Below are 16,497 nucleotides of genomic sequence, written 5' to 3'. Positions count from 1 at the left end.
AAATGCAGCTAACTAGAAGGCGAGGATTTAACTTTTCACGACAAAAAGATCTTTTGGGGGCGCTTCGCTCGAATCTCAAACCCGTTTAAATAGCCCACCGGGTCGCTGGGGTCGTAGGCCACGCCGTCAATAAACACCTCCCCTGGCTCCAGTTTGTAGTCGTCGGCCGGGCAGGCAATGCCCATCTCAGCGGCAATTTCGCGGTAGAGGTCGGTGCGCCAGGCTTGGCGGGCCTTAGCCTCGGCATCCGCTGGAAAATCGGCAATTTGTCCCCAGCGGGTGGCCTGGGTCATCAGCCAGATCGACTGCGACTGCCACAAAAAGGTGGAGTGGTCGCCAGCGGGCTGGGGCAGGTCGTCGGGCAGATCAAAGAAAATGGTGCTGTCGGGCATTTGCACCGTGCGATCTTGGCCGTCAAAGCCGCCGTAGTTGTAGTTGCCCACCAGAGCTGGTTCGGTAAACTTGGGCGGTGCCCCGGTAAACGATCGCGCCGAAATAATTTCCGCCACTTCTGCCCGATTGGCGGGGTCGTCGCAGTACTGGCAGGCCTCGATCATGGCCTTGACGAGCGATCGGTAGGTGTTGGGGTTTTCGTTGATGAAGTTTTCCATCACCGCCAGCACCCGATCGGGGTGACCGCGCCACACTTCCTTGCCGTGGGCAAAGGTAAAGCCCACGCCCTCGTTGCCGGTGATGGCGCGGGTGTTCCAGGGTTCGGCTACCATGTAGGCTTGCATGGCCCCAATCCGCACGTTAGTCACCATCTGCGGCGGCGGAATGATAATAACGCGAAACTCCTCTAGGGGGTCTACCCCCGCCGCCGCCGCCAGGTAGCGAATGAAGTATTCATAAATGGCCGAACTCAGCACCACGGCCCATACCCGGCGATCGGGAGATAGCCCATTGAAGTAGCCGCGAAAGTCGCGGCCAAAGGCCTCCAGGTCACCGTTGTACTCGCGCCAGGGGCGCAGACCAGCCTCCCACATGGCGGAGTTCATGGTCATGGCGTTGCCGTGGCGGTGAATAGTCATCGCTGCACACATCGGGGCACTGCGGGCACCCTCTGCGCCAATGCGGGCGTTGGTCACGGCCCCCGACACCACTGGCGAGGCATCCAGGCGGCCAAAAATTACGCCGTCGCGGGAGGTGCCCCAGCTGGCCTCGCGGTTGAGGGTGACATTTAGCCCGTATTTGTAGAAAAAACCTTTGGCCTGGGCCACGGCAAAGGGGGCACAGTCGTTCACCGGCACGTAGCCCACCCGAATGCTGGAGCGCTCTAGGCTGGCGGGGTCAACGACCTGCTCAATATTGGCCGCCTGGGCCGCTGCACCGCCGCTGGGAGTGGCACCGCCCTGGCGCAGTGTGGCTCCGCAGGCCGAGGCCGCTAGCCCCGCTGTAAACCCGACCGCCCCTTGCAGGAGCGATCGCCGATTGATCGTGGTCATGGCTCTAATCCTTTAGTCGTGGGGTTGTCAGGAAGTTTTAGAAAGACCAGACACGTAGGGTGGGCACTGCCCACCACCAAGCATAGGGTTTTCAAAAAATCCCTTGGTGGGGCTATTTGGCAAAACCTGCTAGCTCGAAAGAGCCAGCGCAGGAGGGCTTGTAAGTGTCCAGAGGGGGTGGTGGGCAGTGCCCACCCTACGGGATTGATTTTGTCAGTTAGCCAGCATTAGAGGGCTTTGACGGGGCGGTGGGTGGCCCAGCGCTGAAGTAGGGTAATGGCGTAGTCGAGTACCAGGCCGGTCAGGCCAATTACAATCACCGCCAAAAACACCGAGCTAAGGCTGAGGCGGTTCCATTCGTCCCAGATAAAGAAGCCGATGCCAATGCCGCCCGTAAGCATTTCGACGGCAACAATCACCAGCCAGGCAATACCTAAACTCAGCCGTAGCCCGGTAAAAATGTAGGGCAAACTGGCGGGCCAAATAATTTTGTACATCTGTCGCCAACGGGGCATCTCTAGCACCTGGGCTACGTCTAAATAGTCTTTGGGTACGCTAGAAACCCCTAGGGCGGTATTGATAACCGTAGGCCACAACGAGGTGATAAAAATCACAAAAATAGCCGACGGGTTAGCCAGGTTGAATATCGCCAGGGCAATAGGCAACCAGGCTACCGGAGACACCGGACGAAATAGCTGCACTAGGGGGTTGATCGCCGTCATGGCCCTGGGCGAAAGACCAATCCAAAAGCCAATCGGAATAGCTACCAAGGTGCCCAACAAAAAACCCAGCAGCACCCGGCGCAGACTGGCTAAAAGTAGCCAGCCAATGCCTAAGTTACCCGGTCCTCGCCGGAAAAATGGGTTGAGAATGTAGTCGAGGTTGTCCTGAAATGCCTGCCAGGGGGTGGGCATTAGGGTAGTAAAGAAGGTGGCAATCACCCACCAGAGCAGCAAGACAGCGGCGAAGGCGATCGCCGGTAATACAATCTTTTCCCAAGGAAAGCGGAACTTTTTCGTAGCAGAATTGGGCCGCCCCAAACGGGACGCGGCACGGGTCTGGGACCTGGGCTGCATGAGATCCTCCTAGAGGCTGGTCATGGACAGCGAACAAGCCGTGGTGGTAACACGACTTAGGGCACTGAAACAGCCAAACATTGTAAAAATGCTGACGATTCAATCTCCCCTCAATGCCGACGAGGTTAGCTGACGGGCTAGGACTGAGAGATGTCCTTCTCCGATTACCCTCATTTGGGTATTTAGAACTCGGAGATTAGCCCCTTTACTGGTTCCCCCGCTCTATGGGTACTAGGTACCGATAGACTAGGCTGACTTGTTCGATTGATAGAGTCTAGACGCAACTAACTGGAGATGTCAAGAAAGTTTTGGCACTTTTGACTAGATGTTTTGGCCCAAATAAGTAACTCTATCTTTTGGCTCTATCCACTGGCTTAGGTACTTTTACGTGAGGCCTTTTAGGACGATACGAAACACCTTAAACATCTCCTGGTTTTGTCGTCTCAGCAACAATTCCATTGCTCTAAATTGTTGCTGAGACAACTTATCTAAAGATAGATTCTTTTTGACCGGGTCTATCTAGCAATAGCTCTCGGTAATTTGGGTGAGCTGGGCTTTTTCATCCGGGGTGAGTTCCCAGCCGAGGGCCCCAGCGTTTTGGGCGGCCTGGCGAGCGTTTTTAGCGCCGGGAATCGGCAGCACGTTGCCCTGGCACACCAGCCAGTTGAGGGCTACCTGGGCAGGGGTGCGATCGCGCTTCTCCCCAATCTCCTTCAACGCCCCAATCACAGGCATCAGCTTGGTGAGACCACTCTGGCTAAAGCGTGGGTCAAGCCAGCGCGCCCCGGTAGGTTTGAGGTCAGTCTCGGGAGTGTATTTACCCGTCAACAACCCCTGGGACAGGGGACTGTAGGCCAAAATTGTGACACCCAAATCCCGCGCGGCAGCGATAACGCCGCTAGTTTCCGCCTTGCGGTTAATCAGCGAATAGTGCACCTGGTTGGAGGCCAGGGGAATGCCTTCTTCGGCCAGGTAGCGATGGGCATCGCGCATTTGCTGCGCCGAGTAGTTGCTGACCCCTACCGCGCCAATGCGGCCTCGCCTAACCTCGGCAGCTAGCGCCTGCATGAGGTCTTTTTGGCTGAGCAAAAAATCGAGCGGAAAGTGCACCTGGTACAGGGCCACGGAGGCCACCTGAAGGCGATCGAGGCTGGCGGTTAGGGTGTCAACCACAGATTGCCTGGAAAACCTCCAGGGAAAGGGAAAGTACTTGGTAGCCACGACAGCTTGCTGGGGGCGCTGCTGCATAAAGCGACCAATTAGACGCTCAGATTTGCCAAAGCCGTAGATCTCGGCGGTGTCAAAGAGTGTCAGCCCGGCGTCGAGAAAGGCGTTAAAGGCGGCCTGTATCTCATCGTCGCTATAAGTTTTGCCATAATCCCAAAACAGCGAATCGCCCCAGGCCCAGGTGCCTATCCCCAGCGCCGGTACAACGAGGCCGTTAGGGCCTAGGGTCACGGTTTGCAGGTTGGCAGTGGGGGACATGGAGCGACTCCGGAATGAGGGCAGGTTACAGCGCTATTGTAAACTTTGGTAAAGAGCTTTCAGAATCATCCCTTAGGAAGAAACTCTATGAATCGCCGTCGTCTGCTGCAAGCCGTTCTGGGAATTTGTCTGGTTTGTCTGAGCTGGGTAGTCTCGCCTCTGCAAGCGCTAGCGATGGGTGGTGCACAAATTCCGCTGGGCGACCCGGCCCCCGACTTCACCTTGCCCACCAACGCTGGCGATGGGGAAGTTTCGCTGGCCGACTTTCGCGACCAGTGGGTGGTGCTGTACTTTTACCCTCGCGACTTTACCTCAGGCTGCACCATTGAGGCCCAGCGGTTTGAGCGCGATATAGCCGAGTACCAGGCCCGCAATGCACAGATTATTGGCATCAGCGCCGACAGCGTCGAGTCCCACGCCGAGTTCTGCGATGCGGAGGGGCTAGAGTTTCCGCTGCTGTCCGACCCAAAGGGAACGGTAAGTAAGGCCTACGGGTCGTGGCTGGGGGCCGTGTCGCTGCGCCATACCTATATCATTGGCCCCGATGGCACAATGCAGGCGCGCTTTTTAGGAGTGCAGCCGGTGATCCACAGCCGCGAGGTGCTAGCCGAGTTGGATAAGTTGCAGCAGGCGGCCTAGGGAATAGCGTAGTAGTCAGAGCCAGTCGCGCCGCCCTTTAGTCAAACACCCCATGGTCAAGCACCCCTTTGGCCATCGCAAGTGTGATCTGCCCTACATCCAAACCGGACACTGAGCGTCTAAACCATTACAAGATACCTAAGGTCACTGGTCGAAACGGTCTGGGCCAATAGACTCTAAAACAGTGATACAGTGATCGATCTTTGATTTGGGCCAACTTGTAGGAGAGAAAGGGCGCATGAATTCGCTCGGACGACATATTTTGGTTGAGTTCTTTGGCTGCTCGTCAGACATTCTCAACGACGTGCCGCTGATTGAGAGCAGCATGGTAGGGGCCGCTGCCGATGCCGGAGCTACGGTGATCAGCTCGGTATTTCACCACTTTTCGCCCTTTGGTGTGTCTGGGGTGGTGGTGATTCAAGAGAGTCACTTGGCCATTCACACCTGGCCCGAGTACCGCTACGCAGCGGTAGACCTATTTACCTGCGGCGACACCGTCAACCCCTGGATTTCCTTTGACAAACTCAAGCTGGCTTTTAAGGCCGACTACGGCTCGGCCCTAGAGATGAACCGAGGCCAGCTCGAACTGCTGGAGCGCATCGACGTTGACCTGGGGGAACTGCGCGATGAGGTAACCAATAAGCTGATTACCCCCAAACAGAGCCGCAGCGTCTGGTTTACCGACAAAAACGACGACATTGCCCTATCGATTCGCCACAAGGGCGATCGCGTGTTCCGCGAAAAGTCGCCCTACCAAACCGTGGAGATTTTCGACACCTTCGCCTATGGCAAAATGCTCACCATCGACAACATGGTGATGTGCAGCGAGAAGGATGAAAATGCCTACCACGAGATGATCATCCACGTGCCCATGCTGCTGAACCCGACGTTCAAGGACGTGCTGGTGATTGGCGGCGGCGATGGCGGCAGCGTGCGCGAAATTTTGCGCCACCCCCAGGTCGAACATGTCACCATGGTCGAAATTGACGAGGCGGTGGTACGGGCCTCAAAGAAATTTTTGCCCTCGCTATCCGGTGCCCTCGAAGACCCCAAACTCGACCTGCGGATCGAAGACGGCATTGCCTTTGTGGCCAACGCCCCCGACGCTAGCTATGACCTGATTGTGATCGACTCCTCTGACCCAGTGGGGCCATCGGAGGGGCTGTTTAGCACGGCCTTTTACGAGCAGGTGTATCGCACCCTTAAGCCGGGTGGTGCGATCGCCGCCCAAAGCGAGTCGCCCCGGTTCAACCAGCACGCCTTTGTGGATATTCACCACTGCCTCAAAGGCATTTTTGGCGACGAGAATGTGTTCTGCTACCTGGCGTTTATTCCCACCTACCCGACGGGCATGTGGAGCTTTAACTACGCCACCAAGGGCGCAGCCCACCCGATTCAGGGCATGGACGCGGCGAAGTCTGAGGCCTTTGCCGCTGAGCACGGTTTGCAGTACTACAACGTGGGCATGCACCAAGCGGCTTTTGCCCTACCCACCTTTGTACAGACTATGCTGAAGGGATAGAGGAAATTGCTGAAGATAGGGGAGGCCACGCTTCTCCTATCTCCGGTTCTACTCAACAGAGGAATATTGTCGTTCTCAGGTCGGGCTGGTATGGCGATCGCGCAGATTGAACTACCCATGGAGCAAATTGCTGAGTTCTGCGATCGCTGGCAAGTCACAGAATTTTCTCTGTTTGGATCTGCTCTGCGCGACGACTTTCACGCCGATAGCGATGTGGATGTGATGGTGCAATTTCACCCTAAAGCCCACCCCACCTTTCGCACCCTCGATCGCATGGAAGCAGAGCTGAAGGCTTTGTTTGGCCGAGAGGTCGATCTGATCACCCGTCAGGGTATTGAAACCAGCCTTAACTACCTGCGCCGCCGCGAAATTCTTTCCTCTGCCCAGGTGGTCTATGCAACGGGATCTTCAGTTTCTGCTTGATATGCTGCAATCGGCAGAGCTAATTGTTTCCTACACAAAGCACTGTTCTGAAGCCGAGTTTGCTGAAGATATTCAGCTTCAGGATGCTGTTATCCGTCGCATACTGGTGATTGCCGAAGCCGCCAGGCGGGTTTCAGAACCTACTCGACAGGCCTTACCCAACATTGCCTGGCCAGAAATCAACGGCATGCGAAATCGCCTGGTCCACGGCTACGACGACATCGATCTCACTGTTGTTTGGAATGTGGTTAAGGCTGAAATTCCTCCTTTGATTGCAGAGCTGGTGTTACACATTCCTCCAGAAACTTGAGCCACCTAAACATTAGGCAGGCTCAGAAATTAGGCAGGCCTAAAAACTTAAGCATTAACTCGCCATGACTATCTCAACTGCCAACTTACAGACCTTTGACCCCAGCGGCGTGGGCCTCGACAACGGCAACCTCTACGGCCTGCCCTGTGACTACGACAGCGCCGGCATTATTGTCTTCGGCGTGCCCTGGGAGGTGACGGTGTCGTACCACCAGGGTGCGGCCCAGGGACCACGGCGAGTGCTAGAGGCCTCCCCCCAGCTCGACCTGTACGATCGCGACAACCCCGAGGGCTGGCGGCAGGGAATTTTTATGCCGCCCATTCCGCAACATCTGTACGATCTCAACCAGCAGGTGCGCGAGGCGGCAAATCGCGTCATTCAGGCAACGGAGGAGGGGATTGCGATCGCATCCCAGCCCCTACTCCAAACCGACCTCGACAACGTCAACCACGCCTGCGAACAAATGACCGGCTGGCTCTACGCCCAGACTGCTGCCACCCTCGACGCGGGCAAGCGAGTGGGGGTAATCGGCGGCGACCACAGCGTGCCGTTGGGCTACCTGCAAGCCCTGGTTGAGCGCCATTCCAATTTTGGCGTGCTGCACATCGACGCCCATGCCGACCTGCGGCAGGCCTACCAGGGCTTTCGCTACTCCCACGCGTCGATTATGTACAACCTGCTGGGGCTACCCCAGGTGAGTCGGCTGGTACAGGTGGGCATTCGCGACCTGTGCCACGACGAGGTGGCGTTGATCAAAGGGTCGGAGGGGCGCATCGTCACTCACTACGACACGGTGGTGAAAGAAAACACCTACCGGGGCGTGCCCTGGATGCAGCAGTGTGAGGCGATCGTGGCGGATCTGCCCGAAAAGGTCTACGTCAGCTTTGATGCCGATGGCCTTGACCCCAAGCTCTGCCCCAGCACCGGCACTCCCGTTCCCGGTGGGCTAGAGCTAGAAGAGGTGTTTTGCCTGCTTCGCCAGGTGGTGCGCAGTGGGCGGCAGATTATCGGCTTTGACCTCTGTGAGGTGGGCGACGGCGAGTGGGACGGCAATGTAGGGGCTAGAGCTGTATATAAGCTCTGCTGCCTGATGGGCTTGTCTAATGGGACCGTTTGACGGAATTATTCGAAAAGCTTTGGGATCCACCCCTCCCCTAGACGCTCTTTGCCTTGGAAAAAATAGACCTCAAGTAGAGATATTGAACCGAGGAAACGCCGTGGCATTATGATAAAAATAGCTGTGATGTTTTGAGCTTTAGAAAGCACCTATGGATATTTTGTCGTTTGGCTGGGTGGCGCTGCTGGTTACGTTTACGTTCTCTCTGTCGATGGTGATCTGGGGTCGCAACGGGTTCTAAACCCAATGCCTGTATAGCTATGGAAGCAACTCTACAAGCTCAAGTCTTTAGCGTGCTCGCGACCGTTGCCCTGGTGCTAATGGTCGTTGTAACAGGCGGCGTGGTGTACTTAACTGCTGCCGACTGGCGCGATCGCCGTCGTCGTAAAAACGACCAGCAGGCGACTCCCAAACGCCGCGCTAAGTCATAGCTTGGCCAACACCATGACCACTCCGTCTGCCGCCCCCTCAAAGGCTGCTGGGGCAAGGCAGCTGGCGCTGAATGTGCTGCTTCAGGTACAGGCGGGAGCCTATGCCGATGTCGCTTTGCACCGCACCCTATCCCAGGGAAATCTCAGCGTGAGCGATTGCGCCTTTGCCACCGAGATGGTCTATGGCACCGTTCGTCGCCAGCGCACGCTAGATGCTCTAATCGACCAGTTGGGCACCCGCCCCGCTGACAAACAGCCCCCGGTGCTGCGGCTGGTGCTGCACCTGGGGCTTTACCAATTGCGCTACTTAACAGCCGTACCTGCTTCGGCAGCGGTGAATACCAGCGTAGATCTGGCCAAAGCCAACGGGCTGGGTCGCCTGTCTGGCGTGGTGAACGGGCTGTTGCGACAGTACAGCCGTCAGGCCGAGCAGGGTGCAGATCCGTTAGTTCTGCCCGATCAGCCTGTAGCTGCTCTGGGCCTACGCCATAGCTACCCTGACTGGCTGATGGCCCTGTGGCTCGACCAGCTTGGGGTTGAGGAGGCTGACCAGCTTTGCCAGTGGTTTAACCAGGTGCCCACCATTGACCTGCGGGTGAACCGTCAGCAGGCCACGGTTGCTGACGTAAAAACGGCCTTTGATGCCGCTGACATTGCTGTGGAACCAATCCCCGGCGTTCCCTTTGGGCTGCGGTTGGTCAACCACCAGGGGGCACTCGCCGACCTGCCGGGCTACGGCGAAGGCTGGTGGAGCGTGCAGGATACCAGTGCTCAGCTAGTGGGGCTGCTGCTTGACCCCCAACCGGGCGACACCGTACTGGATGTTTGCGCGGCACCGGGGGGCAAAGCTACGCAGATGGCTGAGATTGTCGGGCAGGCCGGGACGGTGTGGGCCTGCGATCGCGCCCCCTCCCGGCTGAAAAAAATTACCGCCAATGCCGCCCGTCTGGGCCTCACGAACCTGCACATTCATGCGGGCGACAGCACCGAGCTAACCCAGTTTCACCAGCGGTTCGACCGGGTGCTGGTTGATGCGCCCTGCTCGGGCCTGGGCACCCTACACCGCCACGCCGACGCCCGCTGGCGACAGACCCCCGCCAACATTGCCTCCCTAGCGGAGTTGCAAAGCGTCCTGCTGGCCGAAGCCGCTCGCTGCGTTAAATCCGGCGGCACGTTGGTCTACGCCACCTGCACCCTGCACCCCGCCGAAAACGAGGCGGTGATCGGCGCTTTTTGCCAAGCTCATTCCAACTGGCGTATTCAACCTCCTGAGCCAGGGTTTGGTGGCGGGCTAGAGGTCTCTCCCCAAGGCTGGATACGAGTTTGGCCCCACCGCCACAACATGGACGGCTTCTTTATGGTGAAGCTACAGGAGACTTAGGGCGTGTCGTCAATTGTGGCCAAAAGTTTGGCGTATCAAGCCTTGCCACGCCCGACCCCAAGAACAGGCTAGGGGCTGTAAACCTTGATTTTGGGCGTTTAGCAGCTAATTGATGACAGCCCCTAGAGTTTAGCTAAGTCCTTTGATTCCAGGCTGGTGGGCAGTGCCCACCCTACGGTAGGCCAAGCCTTTTAGCGATCCGGCAGATCACTAGCTTGCGGTTTCCAAATAGGCGCTTAACCAGGGCCTTAGGCTTTTTCTTCGGCCTCTAGCTTTTCGCGCGACTCGCCCCAGTAGGCGCTGACAGTAATTACTTCCTGGCTGCCTTTGATCTCTGAGGTCCAGCGATAGACGGTATTTTTAGGGTTTACCCCCACTTCCAGCAGCTTGGCCCCCATGTAGTACTCCATCGAGTCGCGGGTGCGCTTTTTGAAAAACTCAGACTGATCCTTGGGCACCGTGCGGGAGAGGTGGGCCTGGGTATGTTTAGGCTGGGCCATGATTATTCAGCGAAATCAGCAAAAATTGGTTAAATCGCTTTCTATGATAACTAGGGAACGGAACCCGCTGCAGATTCTATAGCTAGAGAAATCACGAAACTTCGGGAATAATAACCCCACGACAGGCGATCGCCCCAGGGAGACTATGGTGAGACAAATTGCCCTTGGCCAGACCACGCTTGCGGCGCTGCTGCTCACGGCGATCGCAGCCTGCAATGCGCCGCCGCCCTCCGGCTCGGCAGAACCCGAGGCTACCGCCGACCCCGCCAGCGAGAGCGATTTGCCCGCCGACGAGGTGATTCTACAAACTGTGCTGGAGCAGGCGGAAAGCCAGGACAGCTGCGATGGGTTTTATCAGCCGGAGGTGGCTGCCGCTGAATCGCGGGTGTACCGCACGGGCGATCGCGCTCTAGTGGAGCTACAGTGCGCTACGGCGGCCTACCAGTCGGTCTATGCCTTTGTGGGCGTGCAGCCCGATGGCACGCTGCAACCGCTGACCCTAGACCTGTTTTACCCCAACGAGTCAGGGCAGTTTGAGCGCACCAGCGAGGCTACCGTGGGCGGTTTGACCAGCTTTGACCCAGAGACCAGTCTCTTGACGGTGTTTAGCAAAGCGCGGGGGCTGGGCGACTGCGGCTCGCTGGCCGAGTATCGGTGGACAGGGGCCGAACTGGAGTTGACCACCTTCCGCTACCAAGAATGTAGCGACTCGCCAGGGGAACAGGTCGACCCGGTCGACTATCCTCGGGTTTACCCCTAGCGGCATCGATCCACAAGTATGGCCACAGGAGCGGAGGGGATGAAGCACGACATCATGTGTCAGCACTGTGGCAGGCCAATTCTCTCTCGCCAGACGCTGGCGGTTGTCGGGCGCGGTCTGCATTCCATCCATAGGGGCTGCTACGCCGCCTATGCCGCCCGGCAACCCTGGTACCGCAAGCCTGGCTGGCCCGTCAACCGCTGGCGATCGCTGCTGGCCTTCAACGCGCTTTTGCTCGCTGGCGTGCTCCTGCTGCATCTGCTGGTCAGGCCCATGGCTGGGGCTGAATGGCTGGGGCTATGGCCGCTGCTGTTGGCAATTAACGGGTGGCTGCTGGTGGCGCGGCTAGTTAGCTACTGGAGCCTGGAGCGGCACCTGCCCCGGCAGGCACCTGCGGCAGCGCGCGGCACCCAAAGACGTTGACCCTAGCGCTAAAATCCCCAGGTGCGCTTGGGACCGGTGTCGAGGTGAATGATGTTGGGAATGTTGCTGTAGATGCCGACGCCCCCCGGCCAGGAGAGCATGACTGCGTTGGCCACCTGTCGACCGCTGAGCCCCTGGACCTGAACATCGACCGCCTTGCCGTACAGGTGCTGGCTTTGGGACGCACCACCCACCGCCGCATTGACCGCCGGCGGGCGATACCAGGAGGTGATTTGAAAGGGCCGATTGAGGCGATCGCGCACGGGCTGTAGCGCTCGCGCCAGACCAATAATGTTGTCGACAATCGCCTGGGTTTCAGGAATGCGGGTGGCCTCGCGGGTGGCCTCGCCCCAGGTAAAGCTGCCGCCGGGAATAATTGGCTGGTCGGTGTAGAACGTGGACGTGTTGCCCGGCAGCCGGAAGGGGCGACCGACGTACTGGGGCGGCGGCGGCGGGGCCGGTGGGGCCGGCGGCGGATAGACCACAACCCCGGCCCGCTCGACGCGGGCGTGGCCCTGGAATACGTACCAGGTGTTGAGCCCGTTGATGTCGTCTTTGACGTATTTGATGGTGAAGCGAATGTGCCCGTTAAATGACCCCTGGGCGTTGGCAAAGGCGTAGGAGCTGAGCACGATGGTGGTTCCTGGTGAGGCCGCCACCTGCTCGTTGGCAGCCAGTTGACCGCTGTCAACCGGGCGACGTTTAAACAGGGTGTTGGCGGTTACCCGCAGCACAAAGGCGTTGGGGTCCTGGCGCGGAAATACCACGTCGTTGTCGAGGGCGACAAAGGCGTGGGGGGTATACACAAACCAAGTGCTGAGGCCGTTGACAAAGTCTTCGGTGTTGCGAATGGCAAACTTGATGTGGTTGTTGAAGTTGCCCTGGCTATCGGCAAACGCGTAGGAATGCAGATTATAGGTCTGGCCCCGCGGCACGGCCACAGTCTCTTCGGGGGGAAGCAAACTGGAGTCGAGGGGGCGGCGTTTGAGCAGAGTGCCAGTGTTGATCCACAGTACAGGGCTTGTGGCCTGGTCTTCGTGGGGGTAGACGATGACACCGTCAGCCTCGACCTGAATAGCTTGGGTGGGTACAAACCAGGTGTTAAAGCCGCCGATGGTGCGATCGCGCAGCGCCACTTTAACGTGTCCTTCAAAGCCGCCGTTGATGTCGGCGTAGGCGTAGGACTGCAGCGGGTAGAGGCTGCCCGCTGCGATCGCCGCCTGTTCATTGGCGGCTAGCTGCGACGGTGGCTCGGGTCTGAGCACAAAAACCGTGGGTCGATTTACCCGTAAGACTTGATTCACCTGCCATCCCCACTTGCACCACGGCCTATCATATACCACCATTTTTTGAGCCTGAGACATCCTCCCAGGGGTGGGTGCATCGCCAATCTTTGCAGCTGAACTCCACAGACTGGGCCATATTGCCGTTAGTTCCGGGCTTGGGGAGCTGTCTGCAACCTTAGGGCCTTACACCGTCGTTTAAGAACCAACCAACCAACTACCGGCTCAACTTAGGTAGTTCATAAACAGCCTTCTCCCCTATGCTTGGGAAAAGCCTTTGCTCGTTTCCGCTGGCCGTTCTTCTCCTTGCCCATGACTTCTGTTTTACGCCTCAAGGCCAAACTCCCCACCCCCCTAGCTGCCCTGGCTGACCTGGCCTACGACTACTGGTGGAGCTGGACTGAGGAGCGGGTTTCGCTATTTAGCACCATCGATCCATCCCGGTGGCAGGCCTGCGGCCACAACCCCGTAGCGCTGCTAGAAGCGGTACCCCTAGAACGGCTCTGGCAGGTGGCTGAAGACCCTTACTACCTCAACCGACTGCGGCATCTGGTGAGCCAGTTTGAGACCTACCGCCGTGAGGGGCAACCCTTGTCTTCGGGGGGACGAACTCCCTGGGCCAACCAGGTTATCCCCCAGCTCAGCTCCGATCGCCCGGTGGCCTACTTCTGCACTGAGTTTGGTCTGCACGAGTCGCTGCCCTTCTACGCGGGTGGGCTGGGGGTGCTGGCGGGCGACAGCCTCAAATCGGCCTCTGACTTGGGGGTGCCAATGGTGGGAGTGGGGCTGCTCTACCGCCAGGGCTACTGTCACCAGCGCCTTAACCGCAGCGGCTGGCAGGAAGAACACTACGCCCACTGCGAGGTCAACCATCTGCCAATGGAGCTGGTGCGCGACGAGTTTGGCCAGCCGGTGACGATCAAGCTTGACATTCGCCAGCGKSSMGKGSSKGKGSRGKYGYRKYGRGTKSAKKYRGRKMSMTSRSMMSYSYMCCKSCKCSRMWSCSWTYGSMGMKRMRMMSWMCMCCKSSWWCKMYSMMYYAYCMKTYRRYYYKACSGMGGCAACCCCGAAACCCGGCTGGCCCAGGCCCTGGTGCTGGGCATTGGCGGCGTGCGCATGCTCTACGCCCTCGACATCGAGCCGATGGTGTACCACCTCAACGGCAGCCACGGGGCCTTTGGGCTGCTGGAGGTGGCCCTGCGCGACCTGCGCCACAGCGAGGCCGACTTTGGGGCGATCGCGGCTCAGGTGCGCCAGCGCAGCGTGTTTACCACCCATTCCCCCGTGTCGGCGGCTGGCAATGTGTTTGCCGCCGACTTGATCGAGTCGTTTTTGGGCGGCTACTGGCCCCACCTAGGCCTGTCGCGGGAAGACTTTTTGGCCCTGGGCAACCGCCGCCCCGACGACCCCTGGGAGCTGTTCTCGATGACGGTGCTGGCTCTGCGTCTAAGCGGCAAGGCCAATGGCGTCAGCCCCCGCCACGGCGAACTCTGTCGGGAAATGTGGCAGGCTCTCTACCCCGACTGCGAGATGCACCAGGTGCCGATTGGGGCGATTACCAACGGTGTCCATGCCGCCACCTGGACGGCCCCGCTGATGAGCGACCTCTACCGCCAGTACCTGGGCTACGACGACCCCACCCCCACGACCGACCCCAGCCGCTGGAGCCGGATCGACGAAATTCCTGACGACCAGCTGTGGCAGCGGCACACTTTACTAAAAGAACGGCTAATTGCCTACACCCGCGATCGCGTGCGTACCGCCCGCCACAGCCGGGGCGAGGCCGCCGATGAAATTGCCGCCGTCGATCGCCTGCTCGACCCCCAGGTGCTAACCCTGGGCTTTGGCCGCCGGTTTAGCCCCTACAAGCGCGGCGAGCTGCTGTTCAGCGATCTGCACCGGGCGATTCGCATTTTGGCCCACCCCCGCCGCCCAATTCAAATTGTGTTTGCGGGCAAAGCCAACCCCGCCGATGACGAGGGCAAGCGCATTATCCAGCGGCTGATGGAGTGGTGCCGCCACCCGGCCCTGCGCGATCGCGTTGCCTTTATCGAAGACTACGACATGGCGGTGGCCAAGCTGCTGCTGCCCGGTGTCGATGTGTGGCTCAACCATCCCCGTCGCCCCGAGGCCTCGGGCACCAGCGGTCAAAAAGTGGCCCTCAACGGCGGCCTCAACTGCGCCACCCTCGATGGCTGGTGGGCCGAGGCCTACCATGCCGGAGGCGCTGACCAGGCGGCCAACGGCTGGGTGATTGGCAAAGCTAATCCGGACACCGACCCCGACAGCCAAAACCAGCAGGATGCTGACTCCCTCTACGACCTGTTGGAGCACCACATTGCGCCCCTGTACTACCAGCGCGATGGGCAAGGCTCGGCCTCGGAGGGCCATCGCGCCGGGCTACCCCGCCAGTGGATTGCGATGATGAAAGCGTCGATTCGCTCCTGCGCGCCCCACTACAATAGCGATCGCATGGTAGCCGAGTACTTCACCCAAATGTATGTGCCTAGCCCTAGCCCGGTAGTAGTTAGCTCTGTGTCGTCGTGAGCACTGTGTCTATGCCCCTCTGGCAGGCCGACCTGCACCGTCCACCTCTGGCCAGCGACAGCGGCGCACCCCTCTGGGAACTCCTGCTGTGCAGCGACGATTTTGGCTTTAGCTACGGGGCCACAGCGCCCCAGGCTGCGATCAACAAAGCTTGGGTAACGGATCAGCTCACCACCGCGATTCAAAAAGCGGGCGCGACGCCTAGCCAAATTCAGGTGTTTCGTCCCCAGGCCCTGTCGCTGTTGACCACTGCCTGCGAACCGCTGGGCATTGCCGTTGAACCCACCCGCCATCCCCTCGCCCTACACCAGTGGCTACAGCAGCGAGCCAAGTGGTACCCCAGCCAGCCCAACGCCATCCCGATTCCTTACAACCCGCTGCACATCGAGTCGCCGCCCCCGGTGCCCCTGCCCGAGCGCCTGTGGGGAGATCGCTGGGGGTTTACCGCCCTGGCCGCCTACGACTTTGAGCAAACTCTGCCCTACGAACCCATTCCCCTGCGCCACCTGCCCGCCAGCCTGATGCCCTCTCGCCTGGGGCTGGCCAGCACGGCCCCTATTCCAGGTGTGGTGGTGGATGCCGGACGACAGGCGATGGCCCTGGCCCAATGGATTCAGGCCCAGCATCCCGCCTGGGTGAGCTACGTGCGGGGAGAACCCGACGGGCTGATTTTGGAGGCCGGACTGTGCGATCGCTGGGTCTTCACCACCTTCGACGACCCCGACGTTGCCAGCGCCGGTCAGCGGTTCGAGCAGCGCAAGCGGGATGGCCAGGGGCTACACTTTTTGCTGGTGCGCCCCGATGACTCGGGCATGACGACCACTGGCCTGTGGCTTCTGCAACAGCTGCCCTGATCACTGTTAGGCTCACCCTAAACGGCTCCTTCGACTCCGCTCAGGAACCGTTCACCGATCCGCTCAGGAACCGTTCACCGAGCGGGCGCTCACCGAGCGGGCGTTCGCTGAGCAGAGTCGAAGCGCACACAAGCGGAGTCGAACGTTCGCTGAGCGGAGTCGAAGCGCACGCAAGCCGAGTCGAAGGAAGCGATCGCCTTCAAACAGGCATTTCCCTAATCCTGCTCTTTTGTTGCCCCAACCCAGTCAGTTGAGGATTTGTCGAGGATCGGTTATTGCGACTTACCGACCGTCGCTGACA

The 16,497-nt window shown here is 59.2% G+C and carries 16 protein-coding genes, 1 pseudogene and 1 riboswitch; of the genes and pseudogenes, 12 read left to right on the top strand and 5 right to left on the bottom strand.

Annotated features, from left to right (window positions below; genetic code table 11):
• Nucleotides 1–35: 35 nt before the first annotated feature.
• The 3 genes from IQ265_RS24680 to IQ265_RS24670 form a co-directional block, all read right to left on the bottom strand.
• On the bottom strand, nt 36–1,445 hold the full coding sequence (locus tag IQ265_RS24680; RefSeq protein ID WP_194058533.1) for an ABC transporter substrate-binding protein: 1,410 nt from the start codon (nt 1,443–1,445) through the stop codon (nt 36–38).
• Nucleotides 1,446–1,672: 227 nt separating this feature from the next.
• Nucleotides 1,673–2,521, bottom strand: coding sequence for a nitrate ABC transporter permease (gene ntrB / locus IQ265_RS24675; protein WP_194058531.1), 849 nt, complete (start codon nt 2,519–2,521; stop codon nt 1,673–1,675).
• 99 nt (nt 2,522–2,620) lie between these two features.
• Nucleotides 2,621–2,784, bottom strand: a riboswitch (cyclic di-AMP (ydaO/yuaA leader).
• Nucleotides 2,785–3,040: 256 nt separating this feature from the next.
• The gene (locus IQ265_RS24670) at nt 3,041–4,006 is read right to left on the bottom strand and encodes an aldo/keto reductase (RefSeq protein ID WP_194058529.1); all 966 of its coding nucleotides are present in this window, start codon (nt 4,004–4,006) and stop codon (nt 3,041–3,043) included.
• An 87-nt stretch (nt 4,007–4,093) separates the two neighbouring features.
• Here IQ265_RS24670 and IQ265_RS24665 point away from each other — a divergent pair, with 87 nt between their 5' ends.
• From IQ265_RS24665 to IQ265_RS24630, 8 genes are all read left to right on the top strand, one after another.
• Nucleotides 4,094–4,645, top strand: a complete 552-nt coding sequence (locus IQ265_RS24665; RefSeq protein WP_194058527.1) for a peroxiredoxin — start codon at nt 4,094–4,096, stop codon at nt 4,643–4,645.
• A 238-nt stretch (nt 4,646–4,883) separates the two neighbouring features.
• Nucleotides 4,884–6,167 (top strand): polyamine aminopropyltransferase, encoded by a 1,284-nt coding sequence (gene speE, locus IQ265_RS24660; RefSeq protein ID WP_194058525.1) that lies wholly within the window; start codon nt 4,884–4,886, stop codon nt 6,165–6,167.
• Nucleotides 6,168–6,257: 90 nt separating this feature from the next.
• Nucleotides 6,258–6,590, top strand: coding sequence for a nucleotidyltransferase family protein (locus IQ265_RS24655; protein ID WP_194058523.1), 333 nt, complete (start codon nt 6,258–6,260; stop codon nt 6,588–6,590).
• Nucleotides 6,562–6,900: a DUF86 domain-containing protein gene (locus IQ265_RS24650; protein ID WP_194058521.1), complete on the top strand. Its 339-nt coding sequence runs from the start codon at nt 6,562–6,564 to the stop codon at nt 6,898–6,900. The genes IQ265_RS24655 and IQ265_RS24650 overlap by 29 nt, the downstream gene beginning before the upstream one ends.
• A gap of 64 nt (nt 6,901–6,964) precedes the next feature.
• A complete protein-coding gene (locus IQ265_RS24645) occupies nt 6,965–8,017 on the top strand; it encodes an agmatinase family protein (RefSeq protein WP_194058519.1) in 1,053 nt (350 codons plus the stop codon).
• 151 nt (nt 8,018–8,168) lie between these two features.
• Complete coding sequence (petN, locus tag IQ265_RS24640; RefSeq protein ID WP_106868429.1) at nt 8,169–8,258, top strand: cytochrome b6-f complex subunit PetN; 90 nt, start codon at nt 8,169–8,171, stop codon at nt 8,256–8,258.
• A gap of 19 nt (nt 8,259–8,277) precedes the next feature.
• A complete protein-coding gene (locus tag IQ265_RS24635; protein ID WP_194058517.1) occupies nt 8,278–8,448 on the top strand; it encodes a hypothetical protein in 171 nt (56 codons plus the stop codon).
• A gap of 13 nt (nt 8,449–8,461) precedes the next feature.
• Complete coding sequence (locus IQ265_RS24630) at nt 8,462–9,829, top strand: 16S rRNA (cytosine(967)-C(5))-methyltransferase (protein ID WP_194058515.1); 1,368 nt, start codon at nt 8,462–8,464, stop codon at nt 9,827–9,829.
• Between the two features lie 248 nt (nt 9,830–10,077).
• On the opposite strand, the gene IQ265_RS24625 is transcribed toward IQ265_RS24630, so the two are convergent.
• The gene (locus IQ265_RS24625) at nt 10,078–10,329 is read right to left on the bottom strand and encodes a hypothetical protein (RefSeq protein WP_106923204.1); all 252 of its coding nucleotides are present in this window, start codon (nt 10,327–10,329) and stop codon (nt 10,078–10,080) included.
• A gap of 148 nt (nt 10,330–10,477) precedes the next feature.
• On the opposite strand from IQ265_RS24625, the gene IQ265_RS24620 reads away from it, so the two are divergent.
• Nucleotides 10,478–11,089 carry a DUF1176 domain-containing protein gene (locus IQ265_RS24620; protein WP_194058513.1) on the top strand — a complete coding sequence of 204 codons (612 nt, stop codon included), beginning with the start codon at nt 10,478–10,480 and terminating at the stop codon, nt 11,087–11,089.
• An 18-nt stretch (nt 11,090–11,107) separates the two neighbouring features.
• On the top strand, nt 11,108–11,512 hold the full coding sequence (locus IQ265_RS24615; protein ID WP_194058511.1) for a hypothetical protein: 405 nt from the start codon (nt 11,108–11,110) through the stop codon (nt 11,510–11,512).
• 8 nt (nt 11,513–11,520) lie between these two features.
• Here IQ265_RS24615 and IQ265_RS24610 read toward each other — a convergent pair whose 3' ends face one another.
• On the bottom strand, nt 11,521–12,816 hold the full coding sequence (locus IQ265_RS24610) for a D-Ala-D-Ala carboxypeptidase family metallohydrolase (RefSeq protein ID WP_347405016.1): 1,296 nt from the start codon (nt 12,814–12,816) through the stop codon (nt 11,521–11,523).
• A 291-nt stretch (nt 12,817–13,107) separates the two neighbouring features.
• Here IQ265_RS24610 and glgP point away from each other — a divergent pair.
• Together glgP and IQ265_RS24600 are read left to right on the top strand one after the other, a co-directional pair.
• Nucleotides 13,108–15,342: pseudogene (gene glgP, locus IQ265_RS24605) on the top strand (alpha-glucan family phosphorylase).
• An 11-nt stretch (nt 15,343–15,353) separates the two neighbouring features.
• Nucleotides 15,354–16,196 (top strand): Tab2/Atab2 family RNA-binding protein, encoded by an 843-nt coding sequence (locus IQ265_RS24600; RefSeq protein ID WP_194058507.1) that lies wholly within the window; start codon nt 15,354–15,356, stop codon nt 16,194–16,196.
• Nucleotides 16,197–16,497 lie beyond the last annotated feature (301 nt).

Origin of the sequence: Nodosilinea sp. LEGE 06152, from assembly GCF_015207525.1 — a bacterium.
Taxonomy (GTDB): domain Bacteria; phylum Cyanobacteriota; class Cyanobacteriia; order Phormidesmidales; family Phormidesmidaceae; genus Nodosilinea.
The sequence above is the reverse complement of the archived record's forward strand: the minus strand, read 5'-3'. Positions and strand labels throughout refer to the sequence as shown.

Coding starts and splice junctions, on each gene's coding strand:
- IQ265_RS24615 (WP_194058511.1), top strand. CDS start 11,108: ATGGCCACAGGAGCGGAGGGGATGAAGCACGACATCATGTGTCAGCAC.
- IQ265_RS24630 (WP_194058515.1), top strand. CDS start 8,462: ATGACCACTCCGTCTGCCGCCCCCTCAAAGGCTGCTGGGGCAAGGCAG.
- petN (WP_106868429.1), top strand. CDS start 8,169: ATGGATATTTTGTCGTTTGGCTGGGTGGCGCTGCTGGTTACGTTTACG.
- speE (WP_194058525.1), top strand. CDS start 4,884: ATGAATTCGCTCGGACGACATATTTTGGTTGAGTTCTTTGGCTGCTCG.
- IQ265_RS24670 (WP_194058529.1), bottom strand. CDS start 4,006: ATGTCCCCCACTGCCAACCTGCAAACCGTGACCCTAGGCCCTAACGGC.
- IQ265_RS24655 (WP_194058523.1), top strand. CDS start 6,258: ATGGCGATCGCGCAGATTGAACTACCCATGGAGCAAATTGCTGAGTTC.
- IQ265_RS24680 (WP_194058533.1), bottom strand. CDS start 1,445: ATGACCACGATCAATCGGCGATCGCTCCTGCAAGGGGCGGTCGGGTTT.
- IQ265_RS24635 (WP_194058517.1), top strand. CDS start 8,278: ATGGAAGCAACTCTACAAGCTCAAGTCTTTAGCGTGCTCGCGACCGTT.
- IQ265_RS24600 (WP_194058507.1), top strand. CDS start 15,354: ATGCCCCTCTGGCAGGCCGACCTGCACCGTCCACCTCTGGCCAGCGAC.
- ntrB (WP_194058531.1), bottom strand. CDS start 2,521: ATGCAGCCCAGGTCCCAGACCCGTGCCGCGTCCCGTTTGGGGCGGCCC.
- IQ265_RS24650 (WP_194058521.1), top strand. CDS start 6,562: ATGCAACGGGATCTTCAGTTTCTGCTTGATATGCTGCAATCGGCAGAG.
- IQ265_RS24645 (WP_194058519.1), top strand. CDS start 6,965: ATGACTATCTCAACTGCCAACTTACAGACCTTTGACCCCAGCGGCGTG.
- IQ265_RS24625 (WP_106923204.1), bottom strand. CDS start 10,329: ATGGCCCAGCCTAAACATACCCAGGCCCACCTCTCCCGCACGGTGCCC.
- IQ265_RS24665 (WP_194058527.1), top strand. CDS start 4,094: ATGAATCGCCGTCGTCTGCTGCAAGCCGTTCTGGGAATTTGTCTGGTT.